The sequence below is a fragment of the Streptomyces sp. NPDC027663 genome, assembly GCF_055566415.1.
The window spans coordinates 62,373-85,627 of the sequence record NZ_JBVHSK010000007.1 but is presented as its reverse complement, the minus strand read 5'-3'; the positions used below and the strand labels follow the sequence as shown (position 1 = coordinate 85,627).

The window sequence follows — 23,255 nt, the reverse complement described above, 5'->3', positions numbered from 1 at the left end:
CCGGGACGTTAGATTGCTCGCTGATGGTGGACGGAACGGCTGGTCAGGGGGCAGGGTCGATGGACAGCGACGGGACGCGGGACACACGCGGCACACACGCCTCTCCCGTACCGCGCCCGGCGGAACCGGCCGAGGGGCCCGGCCAGGCCCTGCCACCGGGCGTGCCGCCCGCGCCCTCCATGCCGCCCGGCGCACCGCCGAAACCGGACGGCTCCCTCTTCCTCACCTGGCTGCGGACCTCCCGGCCGGAGGCCGCCCCCGGTGTGTGGCGCTTCGGGCACCGCCCCCGGCCCGAGCAGGAGCCCGAGCGGATTCCGTCCCGGCAGCTGCTCAGCGGCGCGCTGATCGCCTTCCTCGTGGGCTGGCTGGTGTGGTCCCTGCTGTGGAACGGCTACCTCGGCGGCTGGTGGGTGATCCCGCTGGAGCTGTTCACCCCCGACTCCTGGCGCGAGGGCAACGACCGCGTCGGCAACGCGATCCTCTGGTACTCGTACTACACCGTCATCGCTCTGGCGATCCTGCTCGTCGTCGGCCGCCTCGGCCGCTGGGGCGAGGTTTGGCGCCGTTACGGCCCGCCGTCCTGGCGTCGCGCCGCGCCGCCGGCGGAACCCGCGCCCGCCCCCGACCAGGACCCCGCCGAATGGCCTCAGCTGCGCCACGCCGGTGCGCAGGACGCCGCCGAGCGCCTGGCCGCCGAGGCTAAGGCAGGGCTCATGCGGGACGTGGACCATGCGCGGATCAGCCGGGCCTGGCAGGGCGTGCGGTCGGGCCGGCACAGTCTGGCCACCTTCACCGGGGCCGTGCTCAAGGACGGCGCCGCAGCCTGCCTGCATCCCTCCGGCGAACGCGACCTGCCCGCCCGGCACGCCCGGCACGATCTGCTCACCGGCCAGGTCCGGCTCGGCACCACCGCCGACGACCCCCGCAACCCCTACCACTACCGCGGCGCCGGCCTCGCCCTCGGCCCGGACCTGCTCGGCACCTCGCTGCTGGCCGTCGGCCCCGCCGGATCCGGCAAGACCGGTGCCGTCGTACGGCCGCTCGCCGAATCCCTGTGCCTGCACGCCCTGGCCGGCCGGGCTTCGGTCGTGGTCGTCGGCGCGGCGGGCGCCGGACTCGGCCCCGCCGAGGCCTACGACGTCGTCGTCCGTATCGGCCACCCCGAATCCGTCTACGACCTCGACCTCTACGGCGGCACCACCGATCCCGACGAGGCCGCCGCCATACTCGCCGAGGCCCTCGTCGGTGACCTCGCCGACCCGCACCCGGGCAGCGACAGCCGTCGCTCGACCACCGTCCTCGCCCAGCTGCTCGGCCCCTTCCGGGCCGTCCACGACCGCTTTCCCTCGGTACCGGAACTGCGGCAGCTCCTCGACGGCGCACCCGGCCCGCTGGCCGCGCTGCGCAAGGCGCTGACCGGCACCGCGCAGGCGTCGCTGCTGCGCGAACTCGACGCTCGGGAACGTCAGATGGCCCACCCGGGCGATGTCGGCACGGTTCTCGCCGACCGGATCGCCCTGCTCGACCGGCCCGCCTTCGCCGCCTTCTTCGACACCTCGGGACAGAGCCGGCCGTTCTCGCTCAGGGCCCTCGACCACCCGGTCCGGGTCCGCATCGACCTGCCGCAGCGCGGCCACGCCGACGCCTCGCGGATCCTGGCCCGGCTGGTGCTCGCCCAGTTCACGGCCGCCGTGACGGCACGGGAGGACCGGTCGCTCTTCGCGTGCCTGCTCCTCGACGACGCCAGCGGTGTCATCACTCCCGAGGCCGTACGTGGCGTCCAGCGGCTGCGCAGCGCCAACGCCGGCACGGTGCTGACGCTGCGCACCCTGGACGACGTGGCCCGCCCGCTGCGTGGCCCGCTGCTCGGGGCCACCGGCTGCCGGATGGCGCTGTCCGGGCTCACGCCCTGGGACGGGCAGGACTTCGCCGAGGTCTGGGGAAAGGAGTGGACCGAGACACGGGACGTCACCGACCGGCAGATCATCGCCGAGACCCCGGCGGGCAAGGCCGTGCACATGCTGCGCCGGGTGATCACCGGCCAGGCGCCGACGGCCCGGGCCGTCACCGTGCGGCAGGTCGAGCGGGAGCGGTGGTCGGCTTCCGAGTTGGCTCATGGGGTGCCGCCGGGGCATGCGGTGTTGTCGTTGACCACCGTGCAGGGGGAGCACGCGCCGCCGTTGCTGGTGGATCTGCGGGGCTGAGGAAGGCCAGCGGGCGATCGTACGGTGAGGCAGAATCGGCGTAGGCCGTTCATACACGGCGGCCAAAGGATCACTTCCTCACCGTGAAGGCCCCATGCCCCCGACCCTCGCCTCGCTCGTCCACCACTCCGCGCTCAAGCTGACCGTGCGCGCGGGCGAGGACCGCCTGGACGTCCCCGTCCGCTGGGCGCACGTCAGCGAGCTGGCCGACCCCGTGCCCTACATGGAGGGCGGCGAGCTGCTGCTGATCACCGCGCTGAAGCTGGACGCGGAGGATCCGGAGGCCATGCGGCGGTACGTGCGGCGGCTCGCCGGCGCGGGTGTGGTCGGGCTCGGGTTCGCCGTCGGTGTGAACTACGAGGAGATTCCCGAGCCGCTGGTCGACGCCTGCGCGCAGGAGGGGCTGCCGCTGCTGGAGGTGCCCCGTCGCACCCCTTTCCTCGCCATCAGCAAGGCCGTCTCCGCGGCGATCGCCGCCGACCAGTACCGGGCGGTCACCGCAGGCTTCGCCGCCCAGCGCGAGCTGACCAGACAGGCGCTGAACTCCGGCCCGGAGGGCGTGCTCACCGTGCTCGCCGCGCAGGTCGACGGCTGGGCGGCGCTGTACGACGCCTCGGGCGCCGTCGTCGCCGCCGCACCGGAGTGGGCCGGCCGGCGGGCCGCCCGGCTCACCGCGGAGGTCGAGCGGCTGCGGGAACGGACCGCCCCCGCCTCCTCGGTGGTCGGCGGACCGGACCACGACGACCGCGTGGAGCTGCACTCCCTGGGCACCGGCCGGCGCCCCCGGGCGGCGCTCGCCGTCGGTACGGCCGCCGCGCTCGGCACCGCCGAGCGCTACGCCGTCCACTCCGCCATCGCCCTGCTCACCCTCACCACCGAACGCTCCCGCTCCCTGCACGCGGCCGAACAGCGGATCGGCACGGCCGTGCTGCGCATGCTCCTCGCCGGCGAGCCCGACCACGCCCGGGCCGTCGCAGGCGACCTGTACGGCGGCCTGCTGGACGCCCCCTTCCGGATGATCGTCGCCGAGTCCCCGTCCGGCACGGCCGGCGAACCGCTGGGCGAGCTGGCCGAGACCGTGGAATCCGCCGCGGCGCGGGCCGGGGAGGCCGTGCTCGTCGTGCCCGACGGGGAACGGCTGGTGGTGCTGGCCGCCGACCAGGGCGCGGCGGTGGCCGCGTGTGCCGCGCACGCGACGGCGCTGGAGGCGTCGCGGGCGGTGCCCGAGCAGGGGCGTGCCGAGGAGGAGGAGCTGATCGTCGGGCTCTCGGCGCCCGCCGGGCCGATCGCGGCGGCAGCGGCGTACAAGCAGGCCGAGCAGGCACTGTCGGTGGCCCGGCGGCGGGGGAGGGTCTTCGTGGAGCACGAGCAGCTGGCGGCGGGCTCGGTGTTGCCGCTGCTGGCGGACGACGCGGTGAAGGCGTTCGCCGACGGTCTGCTGCGGGCGCTGCACGAGCACGACGCGACGGGGCGGGGGGACCTGGTCGCCTCGCTGCGGGCGTGGCTGTCCCGGCACGGGCAGTGGGACGCCGCTGCCGCCGATCTGGGAGTGCACCGGCACACGCTGCGGTACCGGATGCGGCGGGTGGAGGAGATTCTGGGACGGAGCCTGGACGACCCGGACGTGCGCATGGAGCTGTGGCTCGCGCTGAAGGCGACGTCCACGGAGTAGCGCACAGCGCCCAGTAGTCCAAACAGTAGTGCCCGGTCCGGCCACTGCTACTACTCGGACAAACGACCCCCGGCCGCACCCGCCCTACCGTGGACCACGCAAAGCCAAGCACACCCCCAACGCGGAAGGGCCGGGACTCGTACATGACTTCCACCCATGCCTTCTGGCTCGCCGGCCGCCAGGTCACCGGCGAGGACACCTTCGACGTCACCTCGCCGTGGGACGGCCGGCTCGTCGCCCAGGTGAGCGTCCCGACCGACGCCCAGGTCGAAGAGGCCGTGGCCGCCGCGTACGCCGTACGGGACGAGTTCGCCGCCACCCCGGCGCACGTCCGTGCCGCCGCCCTCGACCACGTGAGCAAGCGCCTGGTCGAGCGCACCGAGGAGATCGCCCAGCTGATCTCCGCCGAGAACGGCAAGCCGATCAAGTGGGCCCGCGGTGAGGTCGGCCGCGCGGTCTCCGTGTTCCGGTTCGCCGCCGAGGAGGCCCGCCGGTTCAACGGCGGCGAGGCCCAGCGGCTCGACACGGACCTCGGCGGCCAGGGCCGGCTGGCGCTCACCCGCCGCTTCCCGAAGGGCGTCGTGCTCGGCATCGCGCCGTTCAACTTCCCGCTGAACCTGTGCGCCCACAAGGTCGCCCCGGCGATCGCCGCCGGCGCGCCGATCATCCTGAAGCCGGCCCCGGCCACCCCGCTGTCCGGCCTGATCCTCGGTGACCTGCTCGCCGAGACCGACCTGCCGGCCGGCTCCTGGTCGATCCTCCCGGTCGCCAACGAGAAGATGCCCGTCCTGGTCCAGGACGAGCGCCTGCCGGTCATCTCCTTCACCGGTTCCGAGAAGGTCGGCTACGCGATCATGGACAGCGTGCCGCGCAAGCACTGCACGCTGGAGCTGGGCGGCAACGGGGCCGCGGTCGTCCTCGGCGACTTCGCCTCCGACGCCGACCTGGACTGGGCCGCGACCCGCATCGCGACCTTCTCCAACTACCAGGGCGGCCAGTCCTGCATCTCCGTGCAGCGCGTGATCGCCGACGCGTCCGTGTACGACCGGCTGCTGCCGCGCATCGTCGCCGCCGTGGAGGCTCAGGTCACCGGTGACCCGACCGACGACAAGACCGACGTCGGCCCGCTGGTCAGCGAGGACGCCGCCAAGCGCGTCGAGTCGTGGGTGAAGGAGGCCGTCGAGGCCGGCGCCACGCTGCTCACCGGTGGCGACCGCGACGGCGCCTCCTACGCGCCGACCGTCCTCACCGACGTGCCCGCGAACGCCACCCTCGCCTGCGAGGAGGTCTTCGGACCGGTCCTCACCGTGCAGAAGGTGGACGGCGAGGCCGAGGCGTTCGCCGCGGTCAACAGCTCCAAGTACGGCCTCCAGGCGGGCGTGTTCACCCACGACCTGCAGGTCGCCTTCCGCGCCCACCGCGCCCTCGAGGTCGGTGGCGTGGTGATCGGCGACGTCCCGTCCTACCGCGCCGACCAGATGCCGTACGGCGGCGCCAAGCAGTCCGGTGTGGGCCGCGAGGGCGTGAAGTTCGCGATGGAGGACTACACCTACGAGCGTGTGCTGGTGCTCACCGGCCTCGCGCTCTGACCTGCCACGGACAGGTCAGATACAGAACGGCCGCAGCCCACTGTGCGGGGGCTGCGGCCGTTCGCCTTTCCGGCCCCGGCCGCACCGGCTCCGGCCCGAGGCCGGGCCCCGGGCCTCACGCGGTCGCGTGCGCGAACGACTGCTCCAGGAACGTGTCCAGTTCCTTGCGGGCCCGGTCGGCGTGCGGGCCCGCGAAGATCTCCGCGGCGTGCAGTCTGCCGGGGAGGACGACCACCTCGGCGCCCGGGAAGCTCGCCGCGACCTCGCGCAGCTTGCCGGCGTCCGCCAGCGGGTCGTCGGCCGTGCCGAGGAGGAACAGCCGGCCGTCGTAGTCCGTCGAGGCGGAGGTCTGGTAGCCGCCGAGCGAGGCGAGGGGGCTGATGCCCGCGACTCCGGCCGGGCGTTCGGCGGCGTCGGCCGTCGGCGCCAGACCCAGCATCACGTTGCCCCCCATGCAGCCGCCGACCCAGACCACCTGGTCGGCACCCTGCGTGCGCAGCAGGCGGGTCGCCTGCAGGACGGTGCTCTGCCGGTCGCTGCCCCAGTCGACGCTGGCGACGCGGTATCCGGCCGCGGCCAGGCGTTTTGCCTCGCCGGCCCACTCGCAGGCGTTGCCCCACGAGATGGGGGCGAGGACGACACCACGAGGGCCGGAGCCGAGGGTGACGATGCGCGAGCGGGAGGAACCGGACTGGCGGTGAACGGTGGCGCCGCTGCCGGCGAAGCAGTCCGGAGCGTTGGCCTCGGACAGGTGGAGGTCCGGCACGACGGTCGCCTTTCTGGGTACGGATGCGGAACGGCCGCTCTCGGTGGAGCCGTCGGGCGCGCAGGCTCCCAGAGCGGTCAGGAGAAGGGTGGCCATCAGTGCACGGCGTACGTGTCGAATGCCCATGCGGCAAACACTAGCAAGAAAGCATTACGCAAAGCTACATGGAAAGCTAAACTGTGAACCGGGCAGGGGTGAGTGCGGCCGCATCCGAGCATTTTCGGCCGCCCGGTATCTTTGTGCTGAGCAAACCCATGAAAGGTGGTGCCAGTGGAGCCCGACCACGTTGACGAGATCATCTCGGCCTGGCGCGTCGAGATGCCGGAGATCGCCGGCCTCCCCCTCGAACTCGCCAAGCGCACCGCCCTGCTGGTGTCGGCCTTCGATCTGACCGCCGCCGTCGCGCTGGAAGGGCTGCACCTGACCCAGGCCGAATACGGCGTGCTCGCGACCCTGCGCCGGGTCGGCGCGCCGTACCGGCTCAAGCCGACCGATCTGACGCATGCGCTGCTGCTGTCCTCCGGAGGCACCAGCAACGTGATCAAGCGGCTGGTGGCCGCCGGGTACGTGACCCGCGAGGCCGACGCCGAGGACGGGCGGAGCAGCTGGGTCGAACTCACCCCGCTGGGCGTCAAGACGGCCGAAGAGGCGGTGCGGGCCACCACCGAAGCCCACGCCCGCCTCGTCTCCCGGATGCCCGACTCCACCGCCCGGGCGCTGAGCGAACACCTGCGCGTCGCCCTCGCAGCCGTCGAGCAGGGCGTCCTCATCCACCGCTGAGCCCGGAGGCCGGCCCGGCCACAGGAGGGCCGGGCCGGCCGGGGCCGCTGCTCATCTGCTCGGCGCCGGCTCCCGCAGCCGGTCGCGCACCGCTGCCGCGCGTTCCAGCAGCCGGGGCAGACCGGGGTGCAGCAGCCTGCCGTCGCGCTTGACCACGCGGCCGGCCACCAGCACCGTCTCCACATCGCCCGGGCCCATGGCCGAGACCACCGTCCCGACGGCGTCGTACACCGGAGCCACACCGGGCCGGTCGGCGCGCAGCACCACCACGTCCGCCTGCTTGCCCGGCGTGAGCGACCCCGTCAGATGCCCGAGGCCCAGCACCTCCGCACCGGCGATCGTGGCGTACTCCAGCATGTCCCGGGTCGTGGGCAGGGCGACCTGACCCCCCGCCAGACCGTGCAGGGCCGCCATGCGCGCCACCTGGAAACCCGTGCGCATCGGGCCGAACAGGTCCGCCGCGGCGGCCACTTCGACGTCCGTGCTCAGACCGGGCCGCAGGCCCGCCGCGGCCGCCGCCCCGAAGGGCGGCAGACCGTGGCCCATGGTCATCTCGATCGCGGGCGCGATCGAGAGCGCCGCCCCGCTGTCACGCATCAGCCGCAGCTCACCCTCCTCCAGACCCGTGCCGTGGATGAAGACGGTGCCGGGCCTGAGCACGCCCAGCCGGTGCAGCCGGGAGACCGGCCGCCCGCCCCGCACGTGCAGGGCGGCCGGAACGGCCAGATCCCGGGCCAGGGACCAGATCCGCCGGACGTCGTCGTCACCGCCGGCATCGGCGTCCAGGGCCATCGTCACCAGTGCGCCACCCGTGCCGAGGCGGCTCTCGCGCACCCGGCGGGCGTCCTGGGCCGGGCCCATCCCGTAGGCGAAGACACAGCGCACGCCCGAGGACTCCAGGGCGTCGAGGAGGGCGTCGGTGTGCTCGGGGGTGGGCTTGCCGACGTTGGAGATGTCCTGGACCGTGGTCACGCCGGCGTCGAGGGCCGCCAGCGCGCTGAGCGCGTTGCCGACGTACAGGTCGTCCGGAGTGAGCCGGGGGCCCAGCGCGCCGAGGACGGTCTCGAAGTACTCCCCGAGCGTGTGGTCGGCTCCGCAGCCGCGCAGCACCGCCTGCCACATGTGCCGGTGCGTGTCGACGAACCCGGGCAGCACCAGGCGGCCGCGGGCGTCGATGCGGTCGTCGACGTCCACGCCGTCCGCGTCCGGGCCGACGGACCGGATGACGCCGTCCTCCACCAGCACGTCCGCGCACGGCAGTTCCCCGATCGCGGGGTCCATGCTCAGGACGTGCCCGCCGGCGATGAGGGTACGGCGTCCGCTCACGCCCGGCCCCAGCCCTGCGGAGGCTCGTGACGGCCGGTGCGCAGGATCCAGTACTCGCTGTTGCGGGTGCACAGCCGTTCGGATCCCACGGTGGCGAAGGTGAGGACGTTGGTCTCGATCAGGGTGATCCAGTGGTCCCCGTCCGGATTGGCGGCCGGGGCGCGCAGGGTGACCCACATCTCGACGGCCGCCCGGTCGCCGGTGACGACGGGGGCGCCCTGCCGGTAGCCGATGTCGGACTGCCCCGAGGTGACGTCACGCCAGTAGCGGCCGATCGCGTCCCGGCCCCGGTAGGTCTGGGACTCGTCGCCGGGCACCGCCTCGTACAGGGCGTCGGGGGCGAAGAGACGGACGGCGGCCGCATCGTCCTTGGTGCGCCACGCCTCCAGATAGGCGGTGGTCCACCGGGACACGAAGGCACAGGTGAGCACCTGGCCACGGGCCTGTTCGCCGGACGGGGCGGCGACCGCCTGCCCGGCGAGAGCCGGTGTCGCCGTCAGCAACGGTACGGCCGCGACACCGGCGCGGAACAGGGAACGGCGGGCGGGACGGAGAGTCATACGCGCTCGGCTTCCAGTCGTAGGGACGGCGCCACCGTGGGACGCGTCCCGATGCCGAGGGCATCGAGGACGTGCCGGGTGGCCGCCGTGGTGTTCAGGGAATAGAAGTGCAGGGCCGGGACCCCTTCGTCCAGCAGCCGCGCGCACAGCCGTACGGCGGCGTCCAGGCCGGCGGCGCGGAACGCCGCGGGGTCGTCGGCGTACCGCATCAGGGCCCGCGCCTGCTCGGGCTCGCCGCGCACCCCGGACAGCTCGACCGCCTTGCGCAGCACCTTGGGGGTGGTCATCGGCATGACGCCGGGCAGCAGCGGCACGTCACAGCCCTGTCCGTCGAGCCGGTCCCGCAGCCGCAGGAACGCCTCCACGTCGAAGAAGAGCTGCGCCACCGCGAAGTCCGCACCGGCCCGGATCTTGCGCACCAGGTGGGCGAGGTCCGAGGCGGCGTCGGGCGAACGCGGATGCCCGTGCGGGAAGGCGGCCACCCCGACGCAGAAGTCGCCGAGGCTCCGGGCCAGCGCCACCAGCTCCGCGGCATGGCCGAGGCCCTGTGGGTGGGCGACCCACTCGCCGCCGGGGTCACCGGGCGGGTCGCCGCGGACCAGCAGCAGGTTGCGTACGCCGGTCGCCGCGTACCACGACAGGGCGTGCCGCAGTTCGGCGACCGAGTGGCCCACCGCCGCCAGGTGGGCCACCGTGCACAGGGTGGTCTGCTCGCGCAGCCGGGCCGTGGTCTGCACCGTACGCTCCCGGGTACTGCCGCCGGCGCCGTACGTCACCGACGCGAACGCCGGGCCGAGCGGCTCCAGTTCCCGGACGCATCGCCACAGCCGTCTCTCGCCCGCCGCGTCGCGTGGCGGGAAGAACTCCACCGAGAACGACGGCCCGGGGCGCCGCAGCGCCGACGCGACGGTGATGTCACGGCCGCCGCCGTCCCCCGGGAGGCTGCCGGTCACCCGCCCACCCCCGCGAGGGCCCGCTCCCGTACCGAGACGTAACTCGCCTCGTAGTCCTGGCTGCCGACCGACTCCAGAGCGGTGGCGGCCAGCGCGCAGCCGGTCCGTACCGCCTCCGTGTCGTCGCGGCCGCGCGCGTGCTCCGCGAGGAACCCCGCCCGGAAGGCGTCGCCCGCCCCGGTGGGGTCGGCCACCTGCGCGACCGGCACGGCGGGCACGGTCACGGCGGGGGCGGCGTGCCGCTCGATCCGGGCGCCGTCGGCCCCGAGCGTGACGACCCACGCGCCGACCCGGCGCAGCACCTCCTCCCCGGTCAGGCCGGTGCGCTGCAACAGCAGAGCCTGCTCGTAGGCGTTCGTGAACAGATAGCGCGCGCCCTCGAACAGACCGGGGATCACCTCCGGTTCGAGGCGGGCCAGCTGCTGGGACGGGTCCGCCGCGAACGGCATGCCGTGACGGCGGCACGCCTCGGCGTGCCGGACCATCGCGGCCGGGTCGTCGGGGCCGACGAGCACGAAGTCCGCGTCGCCGAAGACCTCGTCCAGCCGGATGTCGGCGGCCTCGGCCATCGCTCCGGCGTAGAACGTGGCGATCTGGTTCTGGTCCCGGTCGGTCGTGCACACGAACCGTGCGGTGTGCCGGGTGCCGGAGATCCGCACGGGCGAGGTGTCCACGCCCGCGGCCTCCAGCAGGGCGCGCTGTTCGGAGAAGTCCCGGCCGGCCGCGCCGACGAGCAGCGGGCGCAGCCCCAGCCGGGCGAGCCCGTAGGTGATGTTGGCGGCGACTCCGCCGTGCCGCACCTGGAGGTCGTCGGCGAGGAAGGACAGCGACACGTGGTCGAGCCGGTCGGCCATCAGGTGCTCGGTGAACCGGCCGGGAAAGACCATCAGATGGTCGGAGGCGATGGATCCGGTGACCGCGATGCGCAGCGCGGGCTTTGCCGGGCCGGGCTCAGACATCGGCGGCGTCCTTCAGCGCGGCGGCCCGGTCCAGCCGCTCCCAGGGCAGGTCGAGGTCGGTCCGGCCGAAGTGGCCGTACGCCGCGGTCTGCCGGTAGATCGGCCGGAGCAGGTCCAGGTCGCGGATGATCGCGGCCGGGCGCAGGTCGAAGACGTCGCGGATCGCGGCCTCGATGCGCACCGGGTCGACGGTCTCGGTGCCGAAGGTCTCCACGAACAGCCCGACCGGGGCGGCCTTGCCGATCGCGTAGGCGACCTGGATCTCGGCGCGTTCGGCGAGCCCGGCGGCGACCGTGTTCTTCGCCACCCAGCGCATCGCGTACGCCGCCGAACGGTCCACCTTGGAAGGGTCCTTGCCGGAGAAGGCGCCGCCGCCGTGCCGGGCCATCCCGCCGTACGTGTCGACGATGATCTTGCGTCCGGTGAGTCCGGCGTCGCCGACCGGGCCGCCGGTGACGAAGCGGCCGGTGGGGTTCACCAGGGTGCGCAGCCCGTCGGTGGCCAGGTCGAGGACCTCCAGCTCAGGTTTGATCACATGGGCGAGCAGGTCCGGTTCGAGCAGCCCGGACAGGCTGACGCCGTCGGCGTGCTGCGCGGAGACGACGACGGTGTCCAGGCGCACCGGGCGCTGTCCGGTGTACTCGACGGCGACCTGGGTCTTGCCGTCGGGCCGCAGGTAGGGCAGCAGGCCGTCCTTGCGGACCTGGGTGAGGCGGCGGGCGAGCCGGTGCGCCAGCGTGATCGGCAGCGGCATCAGCTCGGGCGTCTCCGAGCAGGCGTACCCGAACATCAGGCCCTGGTCGCCGGCGCCCTGACGGTCGAGGTCGTCGTCGGTGCCGCCGTCCAGGCGGGCCTCGTACGCCTCGTCGACGCCCTGGGCGATGTCGGGCGACTGGGAGCCGATGGAGACGTTGATGCCGCAGGAGGCACCGTCGAAGCCCTTGCCGGAGGAGTCGTAGCCGATGCCGGTGACCACCTCCCGCACGATGGCGGGGATGTCGGCCCAGGTGCGGGTCGTCACCTCGCCCGCGACATGCACCTGGCCGGTGGTGACCAGGGTCTCGACGGCCACGCGCGAGTGCGGGTCGTCGGTGAGCAGCGCGTCGAGGATCGCGTCGGAGACGGCGTCCGCGACCTTGTCGGGGTGGCCCTCGGTGACCGATTCGCTGTTGAACAGCCGGCCTCGGGATGGTGCGGACATGTCCTCAGGCTCCTTCGCCGGTCGGGCGCGGACGCGTGCGTACGGTCAGTTCGATACCGTCGCCCAGCGGAAGCTGCTGGGACAGGTAGCCGTTCGCGGGCTCGCGGACGTACCCGACGAACTCCTCCGGAAGCATCGGCAGATTGTCGGAGACGATCAGCGCGCCGTCCGCCAGGGCCGGTTCGAGGACCCGCAGGACCGGCAGGTACAGCTCCTTCCAGCCGTCCAGGAGCAGCAGCCCGATCGGGCCCGGCAGTTCGGCCAGCTCCTCGCGGGCGTCGCCGGTGCGGATCTCGACGTGGTCCAGCAGGCCCGCCCGCTCCAGGTGGGCGCCGGCCCGCCGGGCCTTGGCGTGGTTGAGTTCGGAGCCGATGACCCGGCCGGTGCCGTTGTCGCGCACCGCGGCGGCCAGGTACAGCGTCGAGGCGCCGAACGACGTGCCGAACTCGACCACGAGCTGCGGGCGTGCGCCCCGCACCAGCTGGTAGAGCAGCGTGCCGACCTCCGGGTGGACCGGCAGGGCGGCCTCGGCGCACAGCTCGGCCGCCTGCTCGGGAGTGGGCGGCGCCGGCCAGTCGGCGACCGTGTCGTAGGCGCGCCGCATGATGTCGCCGTCCTGCTGGGCGCCCCGGGCGATGTCGTCCAGTACGGCCGTGAGCCGGGGGTCGGTGAGCGCGTGGGGGACCGCCTGGGTCATCGTCCCTCGCCTCCCGCGGTGACAGCGTCGACCAGTTCACGGCGGATGTAGCTCTGGGCGTTGTAGATGGTGCGGTCGGTGTCGAGGATCTCCCGGCGGCCGTGCATCACCCGGGTGTTGTCGATCAGCGCGACGTCACCGTCCTGCCAGTCGATGTCCTCGGTCAGCTCGTCTGTCAGGGCCTTCAGTTCGGCCTGCAGATCGGCCGGGATCTCCTCGCCGTCCTGCAGCGTGATCCGGGGCGTCTCGTAGTTGTACGACGGCCCGAAGATGCTGTTGGCCCAGGCGAGCCGGGTGCCGAACAGGGTGCTGTGGGCGGCGCCGGTGGTGTACGCGTACCGGATCGCGCCGTCCTTCTCCTGGGTCAGGCGGGTGTGCGGGTCCGTGCCGACCAGGGCCTCCATGTCGGCGAAGGTGATGTCGGCCGGCTCCTTGCGGCCCTCCAGCTGATGGGCCACGAAGGCCTTCCACTTGGGTTCCTCGACACGCCGGCTGTAGGTGATGGGGCTGCCGCCGAAGACCGCACGGGCGCGCACGCTCGACTCGTCCCACACGCGGTAGCCGTCGCAGACGGTGGTCTGCGAGCCGGCGGAGGCGGCCTTTTCGCAGAAGAACCAGGTCAGGTCGGGGCCGAAGGGGCTGTTGCCGTTCTCCAGGTGCAGGCCGACGGCCGCGGTGCCCGCGTCGACCTTCTGGGCCACCTCGCCGCCGTGGAAGCTGCGGGCCGGGTCGAGGGTGATCCGTGCGGAGTGTGCCTTGACGAACGCCGAGAACTCCTCCAGGTCCGTGCGGAAGCCACGGAACAGCAGGAATCCGGAGTCCGCGAGCAGCCCGGTGACCCAGGCGGGGTCGAGGGTGCCGAGCGAGTCCGATCCGCCCGCGAGAACGAGCTTTCCGGTCGCCGTGCCGTAGGGGCGGACCTCGGTGGTGCTGGTCATGCTTCTGCTCCTTCGTTGGCTTCGATGGCTCCGTCGGCTTCGCCGGTGTGCAGCGTTCCGTTGACGAGGTCGTGCTGGACGGCCGTCCTCATGGGCCTGCCGGTGACGGTGAAGTACCGGCGGTACAGCTCCTCGGAGGCGACGACGATGTGCGGCTGCGCCACCCGTTCCACCTCCGAGAGGTGTTCCTCGCCGAAGGCGCGCACGGCCTTGTCGGCCTCGGCGGGACCGACGGATCCGTCGACCAGGAACAGGCCGTGCAGTGCGGTCAGGCCGTCGCCGACCACGGCCACCGCCCGGACGAACGGCAGCTGGGCGTACTGGGCCTCGACCCACTCCGGGGCGACGTTGCGGCCGGCCGCCGTCACGATGACGTTCTTCTTGCGTCCGGTGATGCTGATGAACCCGTCGGCGTCGATGTCCGCCAGATCGCCGGTGTGCAGCCAGCCGTCGGCGTCCAGGACGAGGCTGGAGGGGTCGTTGCGGGTGTATCCGGCGAACAGCGAGGTGCTGTTGACCAGCAGTTCGCCGTCGTCCGCGATACGGACGGTGACGTGTGGCAGCGGGCGTCCCACCGTGCCGGTACGGCGGGCGGAGGGGGTGTTCCAGCTGACCACGGAGCTGTTCTCGGACAGTCCGTAGCCCTCGTGCACGGGCAGCCCGTACCCCTCCAGGCGGCGCAGCAGATCCGGATGGACGGGCGCACCGCCGCAACAGATCAGGGGCGCCCGGCCGGTCCCGAACAGGGCCGTGGCGACCGGCTCGCCGGCGCCGAGCGCAGCCTCCGCCCGCCCGGCGAACGCGTCGACCAGCGCCGGGGTGGCGACCATCGCGGTGGGCCGGGCCGCCGCCACATGGGGCAGGACGTCGGCCGGTGCCGCCGCCGCGGTGCCGACCAGCGGCATGTCGTCGGGGAGCAGCACCAGGGTGCCGCCGTCGAGGAGGACCAGGTACAGGCCGGTGACCTGCTCGATCAGCAGGCTGAACGGCACGACCGACAGATAGCGGGTGAACGCTCCCTCGGGCATCACGGTGCGCAGCGAGGTCAGCAGCGCGTCGAGGCCATGGGCCCGGATGCGTACGCCCTTGGGGCGCGAGGTGGTGCCCGAGGTGTGGATGACCTTGCACTCCCAGTCGGCCGCGCTCTCCGGGTCCCCGGGGTCCGCGAGGCGCAGGGGCGCGTCGGGCACCGGCCCGTCGGCGGTGACCGTCACCAGGGGGCAGCCGGCGCCGAGAACGCGCTGCCTGCCCCACTGCTCCAGCCGTTCCTGCCCGGCCCGGTCCACCAGGCACAGGTCGACGCCGTCCAGCAGTCCCGCGGCCTGCTCGGCGGAGAAGGCCAGCGGGACCGGCACCTCGACCGCCCGCCGGGCGATCAGCGCGAGGTCGGCGATCACGAACTCCGGGGTGTTCCCGCAGACCACGCCGACCCGTGGGGCCCGCCCGTCGACGGACCCCAGCCGGCCGGCCAGGGCCTGGGCACGCCGGCTCGCCTCGCGGTAGCTCAGGCTCCTGACCGGTGTGCCGCCGGGGCCCTGCACCTCGACCAGCGGGCGGTCCGACTCCGCCATCCGGGCGAGTGCCTGTTCAACGAGTCGCATGCTCGACTTCCTCGAACTCGGGGATGTGGAACTGCAGTTCGGTGACGGTGTAACGGCCGGTGGAGTCGGCGAACAGCCGCTGCAGGGAGTTGAGCGGGATGACTCCGACGGTGGGCTCGTGGGCGTAGTACGTGCCCCAGGAGCCCAGTTCCTCCGGCGCGATCCGGCCGGGGTCGGCCGGCCCGATCGGCACGAACGCGATCCCGACGCGGTGCAGCGTGGTGACCAGGCTGCGCGTGGCGGTGCACAGGATGTACTCCATCCCCAGGCACCAGGACATGATGGGTGTGACGCGGATGAGTTCCCGGCCGGCGGTGCGCCGGGCGCTGGCCAGCGCGCCGACCTCGACGACCCGGCTGCGGTCGGCCGGGGTGCCGAGAGCCGCCTTGATGGCACCTTCGATGTCGGTGTCGAGGTACCGCTCGGAGAACAGGGGACGGTCGGTGCCGAAGGTCAGGCCGGCACAGGCCACCACTTCCCCGTCGCCGCCCGCCTCCCCGCTGGGTCCGGCGACGATGAAGAGATCGGGGTCCGGTACCACGTCAGCCTCGTACGACGTGGCGTACACCTGGTGCGCAAGCTCCGCTGCGGTCTGCCACTGGCGGGTGGACCTGCGGGCCAGAGCGATCTGCACGCTGTTTCTCCTCCCCCTCGGCCGGCCTCCGTCACTTGGTGCCTATGACCAGCGACACGGAGGACGGCAGCTGAATCTGCTGGACGCTGCCGAGGCCGGCGTCCGTGAGCCACCCGGAGATCTCCGGGAAGCTGTAGGTGCGGTCGCCCGAGCAGGCGAACATCGCGAGGCTGAACGCCGCGTTGTGGGCGTCGGGTTCGCTGCCGCGCACGTCCTCCAGGACGACGATCCTGCCGCCGGGCCGCAGCGCCTTGGCGGCACGGGCGATCAGGTCGCGGTTCTCCTCGTCGGTGTGGTTGTGCACGATCTCGAAGAGGAACACGACGTCGTAGTCGGAACCGAGGTCGCCGCTGAGGAAGCTGCCCCGGCGCAGTGAGACGCGGTCGGCGAGACCGGCCTTCTCGACCGCCGGGCCGGTGTTGGCGAGCGCCTCCTCCAGGTCCATGATCGTCGCCGTCAGCTCGGGGTGGCGCCGGCACATGGCCATGGAGTGCAGGCCGTGCGAGCCGCCGAGGTCGAGCAGCCTGCGGGCGCCCTCGGGCAGTTCGATGGCGTCCACGATGGAGTCCACCGTGAGCCGCGACTTGATCTTCATGTACTCGGAGAAGTCCCGCCCGGCGTCGGGGTTGTTCTCCCAGCGCTCCCACAGCGACTGGGCGGGCTTGCCGTCACGGACGGCCTGCGGCAGCTCCCACATGACGTTGATCAGCTCGTACGCCCACAGCAGCGCGGGGGTGAAGTCGTACTCGACCTTGGCGCCCAGCCAGCGCTCGGCGAGCGGGCCGTTGCCGTAGCGCCCGTCCTCCAGGGTGAGCCAGCCGAGCACGGCGACCACGTCGGCGACGGCACGGATGCCGTCCGCCGTGGCCCCGGCCGCCTCGGCGAGTTCCTCGGCGCTGAGCGGGCCCCGCTCCTCCAGGATGGCGAAGAGACCGAGCTTGGCCGCGGTGGTGAGCGCGGCGTAGTGGATGGTGCCGCCGATCACCTCGTCGATCGGGTTGCCGGTCAGCTGGGCGTCGGTGGTGGTCTGGAACACGGTTGAACCTCCTGTTGTGGGCAGGGTGGTCGCCGCGTGCGAGGGCACGCGGCTGTCGGCGCTGCGGCACGCCGGATGGCCGGCGGCGCGGGCGTGTACGGGCCAGAGGCGGGTCGGGACGGGACGCTCCTCGCCGCTACGCGCGTTGCGGCGGTGAACGGGCGTTCCGCTCTCGTGAGGGTGTGATCCGGTCTCACGAGGGCGGTGCCGGCAGGGTGGACACGGGCGCACGTCACCGCCGCCGGTTCGAGGGCGGTGGGTGCGAGGCCCCGGTGTGCGGCCCGGGGCACGGGCCGTCGACGCGGGAACCCCGTCAGAGGTGGCTGAGGGGTGGTCTCCGCAGGGCCCAGGGCCGGGCCTGTTCCAGCTGGGCCGCGAGGGCGAGCAGCGTGTGCTCGTCCCCGTACCGGCCGGTGAACTGCACGCCGACGGGCAGCCCCGCCGCGTCGTGGTGCAGCGGCACGGACATCGCGGGCTGTCCGGTCAGATTGGCCAGTGGGGTCTCGTGGGCGAAGGCCAGCGCCCGGTCGAGCTGCTGCTCGGGGGTACCGGGCGCGCAGAAGCCGAGGGGTGGTGGCGGGGACACCGTGACGGCCGAGATCAGCACGTCGTAGGAGTCGTGGAAGGCGGCGAGGGCTCTGGCGGCGCGCTGCAGATGGCCGATCCGGAGCAGGTAGTGCGCGCTCGACAGTGAGCGGCCCTGCTCGTAGAGCCACCAGGTGAGTTCCTCGACCGCTTCGGGTGCGGGGGTGCGTCCGGCCACCGCGCTCTGGGCGGTGACGGCCGAGGACACCCCGGCCGCCCAGACATCGAGGAACGCCTCGGCGACGTCGGGCATCGTCGGGGCCGGCGCGTCCTCGGTGACGGTGTGTCCGAGGTCCGCGCAGAGCCGGGCGGCGTCCAGGACGGCCTCGGTACACGCGGGGTGCAGGGTGTCGGTGCCAGCGCGCGTGGTGAAGGCGATGCGCAGCGGGCGCGGCGGCCTTGCGACGGCGTCGCGGAACGGGCCGGGCGCCGGTGGTGCCGGGTAGGGATCGCCCGGGGCGGGACCGGCGATCAGATCCAGGACCGCCGCGCTGTCCCGCACCGAACGGCTGACCACGTGCTCGCTGGCGAGCCCGTTCATGAGGTCGCCCACCTGGGGGCCGAGCGGGGTTCGGGCCCGGGTGGGCTTGAGGCCGAAGACTCCGCAGCATGCGGCCGGGATGCGGATGGAACCCCCGGCGTCATTGGCGTGGGCGACCGGCACAAGGCCTGCCGCGACGGCCGCCGCTGCGCCGCCGCTGGACCCGCCGGCGGACCTGCCGAGGTCCCACGGGTTGCGCGTGGGGCCGTGGCCACGGGGTTCGGTCGTGGGCAGGACACCGAACTCGGCCGAGTTGCTCCTGCCGAGGACGAGCAGCCCGCCGGCCTTGAACCGCTCGACCAGCGTGCTGTCCTGGCCGGGTACGAAGCCGGCCAGCAGACGGGACCCCTGGGTGGCCTCCAGTCCGGCGCAGGGTGCCCCCAGGTCCTTGAGCAGGAAGGGCACGCCGGCCAGGGGCCCGGGTGGCTCCGGTCCGGTGAGCGCTGAGCGGAACTCCGGGTCACCGGCCTGCTTCCGGGCCCGTTCGTAGTCGGTGATGGGCACCGCGCCGACCGTGGCGTGCGCCGCCTCGATCCGTTCGATCGCGGCCTCGGCGAGTTCGTCCGCGCCGATCTGCCCCGTCCGGACCAGGTCTGCCTGGTCGTGTGCGTCGAGCCATGCCAGTTCGTGCCGGTCAGTCATCCCCATGTCCCCCCACAGGCTTCGACTGCGTGGTCGTGTCCGCTGGTCAGGCGGACGCGCCTTCGAGATCCACGGCGTTGCGCCCGGCCAGGAAGACGTGCGTGGTCTCGGCGACGCGACGGCCCAGAGCCTCGGCGGTGCGCAGGTCACTGGCGCCTGGCGTGACGTCGGGTCCCTCGTCGTTGTTGGCCTGGGACATGGCGCCGAGCCAGCTGCCGAGCCGGTTGACGTCCTCCGGGCTGCCGGCCGAGGTGTTCCAGCCGCCGTACTCGGCGAGGCCGACCCAGATCATGCCGTGCTGGGCGGCGAACAGGGCGATGTCGAACAGCGTGTTGAGCTTGTCGCCGGACATGTTGCCGCTGTTGGTGAAGCCGCCGGCGATCTTGTTCTTCCAGCGGAGGTTGTCCCCCCAGACCTTGCTCGTGGCCTCGATGAAGGCACGGAAGACGGCGCTGCTGCCACCCATGTAGGTGGGCGTCCCGAAGATGATCGCGTCGGACTCCTGGAGCGTCTCCCACAGTTCGTCGGTCAGTTCCGCGAGTGACACGAGCGTGACGTCCGTGTCCGGGACCTTCTCCGCTCCGGCCGCGACTGCGGCAGCCTGCTTAGCCGTGTGCCCGTAGCCGCTGTGGTACGCCACAGCCACCTTGACCCGCATGACATCCCCCTCGTGCGTCAGTGCCCGGAGCAGTGAACTACTTGTTCATAAAGCATCTCGGAAAGCTTTGACGGCGGAGACTCTACCCAGGCGCCGAGCCGGAAGGCAAGCAGCTTCGGACGGTCGGCGCGTCGTGGCCCGCACGTGGCCCGCACGTGGCCCGCACGTGGTCGTTTCTTCGCTTTTTCCGCGTGGGAGCGCCCCCGCTCCCGCGCGCCCCCGCTCCCGCGCGGGCGGAACCGCTTCGACCGATCGGACCGCGAGGGGTGGTGAGGTCGGCCCGTTTCGGGTACCAACGATCCAGTAGCACTGGTCGGTAACGAACGGTCCCCAGTCGTCCCTCTTCGCGGCGAGGTGAGCCAGAATGTCCGCCACCACCACCCCACGCACCACCGTCACCGAGCGGGAGGCCCGCCAGGTGGCGGAGGCCGCCCGGGAGCAGGACTGGCGCAAGCCCAGCTTCGCCAAGGAACTGTTCCTCGGGCGCTTCCGGCTCGACCTCATCCACCCCCACCCACTGCCCGAGGGCGAGTCGGTCCGGCGTGGCGAGGAGTTCCTGGCGAAGCTGCGCGCCTTCTGCGAGACGGAGATCGACTCCGCCCGCATCGAGCGCGAGGCCCGCATCCCCGACGAGGTCGTGGCGGGCCTGAAGGAACTCGGCGCCCTCGGCATGAAGATCGACCCCAAGTACGGCGGCCTCGGCCTCACCCAGCTCTACTACAACAAGGCCCTGGCCCTGGTCGGCTCGGTCAGCCCCGCCGTCGGCGCGCTCCTGTCCGCCCACCAGTCGATCGGCGTCCCGCAGCCGCTGAAGATCTTCGGCACCCAGGAGCAGAAGGACGCCTTCCTGCCCCGCTGCGCCCGCACCGACATCTCCGCCTTCCTGCTCACCGAGCCGGACGTGGGCTCCGACCCGGCACGCCTCGCCACCACGGCCGTACCCGACGGCGACGACTACGTACTCGACGGGGTGAAGCTGTGGACCACCAACGGGGTGGTCGCCGACCTGCTCGTCGTCATGGCGCGGGTGCCGAAGTCCGAGGGGCACAAGGGCGGCATCACCGCGTTCGTGGTGGAGGCGACCGCGGACGGCGTCACCGTCGAGCACCGCAACGCCTTCATGGGCCTGCGCGGCATCGAGAACGGCGTCACCCGTTTCCACCAGGTCCGGGTTCCGGCCGCCAACCGGATCGGCCCCGAGGGCGCGGGACTGAAGATCGCCCTCACCACCCTCAACACCGGCCGGCTGTCCCTGCCCGCGATGTGCGCCGGCGCCGGCAAGTGGTGCCTGAAGATCGCCCGCGAGTGGGCGGCCGAGCGCGAGCAGTGGGGCAAGCCGGTCGCGCTGCACGAGGCCGTCGGATCCAAGATCAGCTTCATCGCGGCCACCACCTTCGCACTCGAGGCCGTGCTCGACCTGTCCTCGCAGATGGCCGACGAGGACCGCAACGACATCCGCATCGAGGCCGCCCTCGCCAAGCTGTACGGCTCCGAGATGGCCTGGCTGATGGCCGACGAACTGGTCCAGATCCGCGGCGGCCGCGGCTACGAGACGGCCGAGTCCCTCAAGGCGCGGGGCGAACGCCCGGTCCCGGCCGAGCAGATCCTGCGCGACCTGCGCATCAACCGCATCTTCGAGGGCTCGACGGAGATCATGCACCTGCTGATCGCCCGGGAGGCCGTGGACGCCCATCTGTCGGTCGCCGGTGACCTCATCGACCCGGACAAGTCACTGTCCGACAAGGCGAAGGCCGGCGCCAACGCGGGCGTCTTCTACGCCAAGTGGCTGCCGAAGCTGGTCGCCGGACCCGGCCAGCTGCCCACCTCGTACGGCGAGTTCAAGCACGGCGTCGACCTGTCCGGCCATCTGCGCTACGTCGAGCGCACCGCCCGCAAGCTGGCCCGCTCCACCTTCTACGCCATGTCCCGCTGGCAGGGCCGGATGGAGACCAAGCAGGGCTTCCTCGGACGGATCGTGGACATCGGCGCCGAGCTGTTCGCGATGAGCGCGGCCTGTGTCCGCGCCGAGCGGCTGCGCACCCGCGGCGAGCACGGCCGCGAGGCCTACCAGCTCGCCGACGCCTTCTGCCGCCAGGCCCGCATCCGGGTGGACGAACTGTTCACGCGCCTGTGGACCAACACCGACGACCTGGACCGCAAGGTGGTCAGGGGCGTCCTCGGCGGCGCCTACACCTGGCTGGAGGAAGGCATCATCGACCCCTCGGGCGAGGGCCCGTGGATCGCCGACGCGACCCCCGGACCCTCGGCTCACGAGAACGCCCGCCGACCGTTCGGCGGGACACAGGAGGAATAGCGGACCGGCAGTACTCGTCGCTCGGGTCCCGCGTCGTCCATGAGCAGGATCGGCCTCGGTGCCGTTCGACCCGGCCCGGCGGGCCGTGTCCTCGTCGCTGTTCCAGACGCAGGCGCGGCAGTCCTGCTGCTCGTCCGACGCGGCGCCCGGGCCGCGGTCGTCACATGATCCTCCCGGCGACCTCACCGTCCGCGGATCACTCCTTCCGGTGACCCGGCCCGTTGACGCAGCCGCCGGGGGACGCCCTGTCCGGGCCGTCACCGTGTGCGGCGACAATGGGGGGGACGCCCTGTCCGGGCGGTCACCGCGTGCGGCGACAATGGGGGGATGACCGACAGTCCCGCCCATCCGGCGCCCCTCGCCGATCCGCACCTCGTCTACGACCCCGCCGCCGGGGACGGACCCAAGGACGTGGTGATCCTCGGTTCCACCGGATCCATCGGCACCCAGGCCATCGACCTCGTGCTGCGCCACCCCGACCGCTTCCGGGTCACCGCCCTCTCCGCGAACGGCGGCCGCGTCGCCCTGCTCGCCGAGCAGGCGCACCGGCTGCGGGTGCGGACCGTGGCGGTCGCCCGCGAGGACGTCGTACCCGCCCTGCGCGAGGCGCTCGCCGCCGAGTACGGCGCCGGGGAGCCGCTGCCCGAGATCCTCGCCGGACCGGACGCGGCCACCCAGGTCGCCGCGTCCGACTGCCACACCGTGCTGAACGGCATCACCGGCTCCATCGGCCTCGCCCCCACCCTCGCCGCCCTGAAGGCGGGCCGCACCCTCGCGCTCGCCAACAAGGAGTCGCTGATCGTCGGTGGTCCGCTGGTCAAGGCGCTCGCCGAGCCCGGCCAGATCATCCCGGTGGACTCCGAGCACGCCGCCCTCTTCCAGGCGCTCGCCGCCGGCACCCGCGCCGACGTCCGCAAGCTCGTCGTCACCGCCTCCGGCGGCCCCTTCCGCGGCCGGACCAGGGCCGAGCTGGCGCACGTCACCGTCGAGGACGCCCTGGCGCACCCCACCTGGGCGATGGGCCCGGTCATCACGATCAACTCGGCGACCCTCGTCAACAAGGGCCTGGAAGTCATCGAGGCGCACCTCCTCTACGACATTCCCTTCGACCGCATTGAGGTCGTCGTGCACCCGCAGTCGTATGTCCACTCGATGGTCGAGTTCACCGACGGATCCACGATCGCCCAGGCGACGCCCCCCGACATGCGCGGGCCCATCGCCGTCGGTCTGGGCTGGCCGGAACGCATCCCGGACGCGGCACCCGCCTTCGACTGGAGCAGGGCCTCCACCTGGGAGTTCTTCCCGCTGGACAACGAGGCCTTCCCCTCGGTGAACCTCGCCCGGCACGTGGGGCAGCTCGCGGGCACGGCCCCGGCGGTGTTCAATGCGGCCAATGAGGAGTGCGTCGAGGCCTTCCGCAGCGGCGCGCTGCCCTTCAACGGGATCATGGAGACCGTCACCCGGGTGGTCGAGGAGCACGGCACCCCAGGCACGGGAACTTCACTCACGGTGTCGGACGTCCTCGAAGCGGAGACCTGGGCGCGGGCCCGGGCCCGCGAACTCACAGCCACGACGGCGACCGCGGAGGCGCGTGCATGA

The 23,255-nt window shown here is 72.8% G+C and carries 19 protein-coding genes; 6 read left to right on the top strand and 13 right to left on the bottom strand.

Features of this window, described 5'->3' with window-relative positions; all coding sequences use genetic code 11:
- Window positions 1–59 precede the first annotated feature (59 nt).
- The 3 genes from ACZ4SF_RS20345 to ACZ4SF_RS20335 all read left to right on the top strand — a co-directional run bounded on the left by ACZ4SF_RS20345 (window position 60) and on the right by ACZ4SF_RS20335 (window position 5,465).
- The gene (locus ACZ4SF_RS20345; RefSeq protein WP_468386187.1) at window positions 60–2,204 is read left to right on the top strand and encodes an ATP-binding protein; all 2,145 of its coding nucleotides are present in this window, start codon (window positions 60–62) and stop codon (window positions 2,202–2,204) included.
- Window positions 2,205–2,298: 94 nt separating this feature from the next.
- Window positions 2,299–3,876 carry a PucR family transcriptional regulator gene (locus ACZ4SF_RS20340; protein WP_468386184.1) on the top strand — a complete coding sequence of 526 codons (1,578 nt, stop codon included), beginning with the start codon at window positions 2,299–2,301 and terminating at the stop codon, window positions 3,874–3,876.
- Between the two features lie 143 nt (window positions 3,877–4,019).
- The gene (locus ACZ4SF_RS20335) at window positions 4,020–5,465 is read left to right on the top strand and encodes an aldehyde dehydrogenase family protein (protein WP_468386181.1); all 1,446 of its coding nucleotides are present in this window, start codon (window positions 4,020–4,022) and stop codon (window positions 5,463–5,465) included.
- Between the two features lie 115 nt (window positions 5,466–5,580).
- On the opposite strand, the gene ACZ4SF_RS20330 is transcribed toward ACZ4SF_RS20335, so the two are convergent.
- Entirely contained in the window at window positions 5,581–6,357 is a 777-nt protein-coding gene (locus tag ACZ4SF_RS20330; RefSeq protein ID WP_468386179.1) for an alpha/beta hydrolase, read from the bottom strand.
- 144 nt (window positions 6,358–6,501) lie between these two features.
- Here ACZ4SF_RS20330 and ACZ4SF_RS20325 point away from each other — a divergent pair, with 144 nt between their 5' ends.
- A complete protein-coding gene (locus tag ACZ4SF_RS20325; RefSeq protein ID WP_468386176.1) occupies window positions 6,502–7,011 on the top strand; it encodes a MarR family winged helix-turn-helix transcriptional regulator in 510 nt (169 codons plus the stop codon).
- Between the two features lie 51 nt (window positions 7,012–7,062).
- Here ACZ4SF_RS20325 and ACZ4SF_RS20320 read toward each other — a convergent pair whose 3' ends face one another.
- From ACZ4SF_RS20320 to ACZ4SF_RS20265, 12 genes are all read right to left on the bottom strand, one after another.
- Window positions 7,063–8,337: an amidohydrolase family protein gene (locus ACZ4SF_RS20320; protein WP_468386173.1), complete on the bottom strand. Its 1,275-nt coding sequence runs from the start codon at window positions 8,335–8,337 to the stop codon at window positions 7,063–7,065.
- Complete coding sequence (locus ACZ4SF_RS20315; protein ID WP_468386172.1) at window positions 8,334–8,897, bottom strand: nuclear transport factor 2 family protein; 564 nt, start codon at window positions 8,895–8,897, stop codon at window positions 8,334–8,336. Before ACZ4SF_RS20315 ends, ACZ4SF_RS20320 begins: the two co-directional genes overlap by 4 nt.
- Window positions 8,894–9,850 (bottom strand): methylenetetrahydrofolate reductase, encoded by a 957-nt coding sequence (locus ACZ4SF_RS20310; RefSeq protein ID WP_468386170.1) that lies wholly within the window; start codon window positions 9,848–9,850, stop codon window positions 8,894–8,896. The genes ACZ4SF_RS20315 and ACZ4SF_RS20310 overlap by 4 nt, the downstream gene beginning before the upstream one ends.
- Window positions 9,847–10,779 (bottom strand): carbohydrate kinase family protein, encoded by a 933-nt coding sequence (locus ACZ4SF_RS20305; RefSeq protein WP_468386800.1) that lies wholly within the window; start codon window positions 10,777–10,779, stop codon window positions 9,847–9,849. Before ACZ4SF_RS20305 ends, ACZ4SF_RS20310 begins: the two co-directional genes overlap by 4 nt.
- 22 nt (window positions 10,780–10,801) lie before the next feature.
- Window positions 10,802–12,010, bottom strand: a complete 1,209-nt coding sequence (metK, locus tag ACZ4SF_RS20300) for a methionine adenosyltransferase (RefSeq protein ID WP_468386167.1) — start codon at window positions 12,008–12,010, stop codon at window positions 10,802–10,804.
- A 4-nt stretch (window positions 12,011–12,014) separates the two neighbouring features.
- A complete protein-coding gene (locus ACZ4SF_RS20295; protein WP_468386164.1) occupies window positions 12,015–12,707 on the bottom strand; it encodes an O-methyltransferase in 693 nt (230 codons plus the stop codon).
- Window positions 12,704–13,645, bottom strand: coding sequence for a TauD/TfdA family dioxygenase (locus ACZ4SF_RS20290; protein ID WP_468386161.1), 942 nt, complete (start codon window positions 13,643–13,645; stop codon window positions 12,704–12,706). The genes ACZ4SF_RS20295 and ACZ4SF_RS20290 overlap by 4 nt, the downstream gene beginning before the upstream one ends.
- Window positions 13,642–15,246 (bottom strand): AMP-binding protein, encoded by a 1,605-nt coding sequence (locus ACZ4SF_RS20285; RefSeq protein WP_468386158.1) that lies wholly within the window; start codon window positions 15,244–15,246, stop codon window positions 13,642–13,644. Before ACZ4SF_RS20285 ends, ACZ4SF_RS20290 begins: the two co-directional genes overlap by 4 nt.
- Complete coding sequence (locus ACZ4SF_RS20280; RefSeq protein WP_468386156.1) at window positions 15,233–15,880, bottom strand: thermostable hemolysin; 648 nt, start codon at window positions 15,878–15,880, stop codon at window positions 15,233–15,235. Before ACZ4SF_RS20280 ends, ACZ4SF_RS20285 begins: the two co-directional genes overlap by 14 nt.
- Window positions 15,881–15,911: 31 nt before the next feature.
- Window positions 15,912–16,916 carry a methyltransferase gene (locus ACZ4SF_RS20275; protein WP_468386153.1) on the bottom strand — a complete coding sequence of 335 codons (1,005 nt, stop codon included), beginning with the start codon at window positions 16,914–16,916 and terminating at the stop codon, window positions 15,912–15,914.
- Between the two features lie 313 nt (window positions 16,917–17,229).
- A complete protein-coding gene (locus ACZ4SF_RS20270) occupies window positions 17,230–18,684 on the bottom strand; it encodes an amidase (RefSeq protein WP_468386150.1) in 1,455 nt (484 codons plus the stop codon).
- Between the two features lie 46 nt (window positions 18,685–18,730).
- Entirely contained in the window at window positions 18,731–19,342 is a 612-nt protein-coding gene (locus tag ACZ4SF_RS20265) for a flavodoxin family protein (protein ID WP_468386148.1), read from the bottom strand.
- 364 nt (window positions 19,343–19,706) lie between these two features.
- Here ACZ4SF_RS20265 and ACZ4SF_RS20260 point away from each other — a divergent pair, with 364 nt between their 5' ends.
- Complete coding sequence (locus tag ACZ4SF_RS20260) at window positions 19,707–21,656, top strand: acyl-CoA dehydrogenase family protein (RefSeq protein ID WP_468386145.1); 1,950 nt, start codon at window positions 19,707–19,709, stop codon at window positions 21,654–21,656.
- A 327-nt stretch (window positions 21,657–21,983) separates the two neighbouring features.
- Window positions 21,984–23,255, top strand: coding sequence for a 1-deoxy-D-xylulose-5-phosphate reductoisomerase (gene dxr, locus ACZ4SF_RS20255; RefSeq protein WP_468386142.1), 1,272 nt, complete (start codon window positions 21,984–21,986; stop codon window positions 23,253–23,255).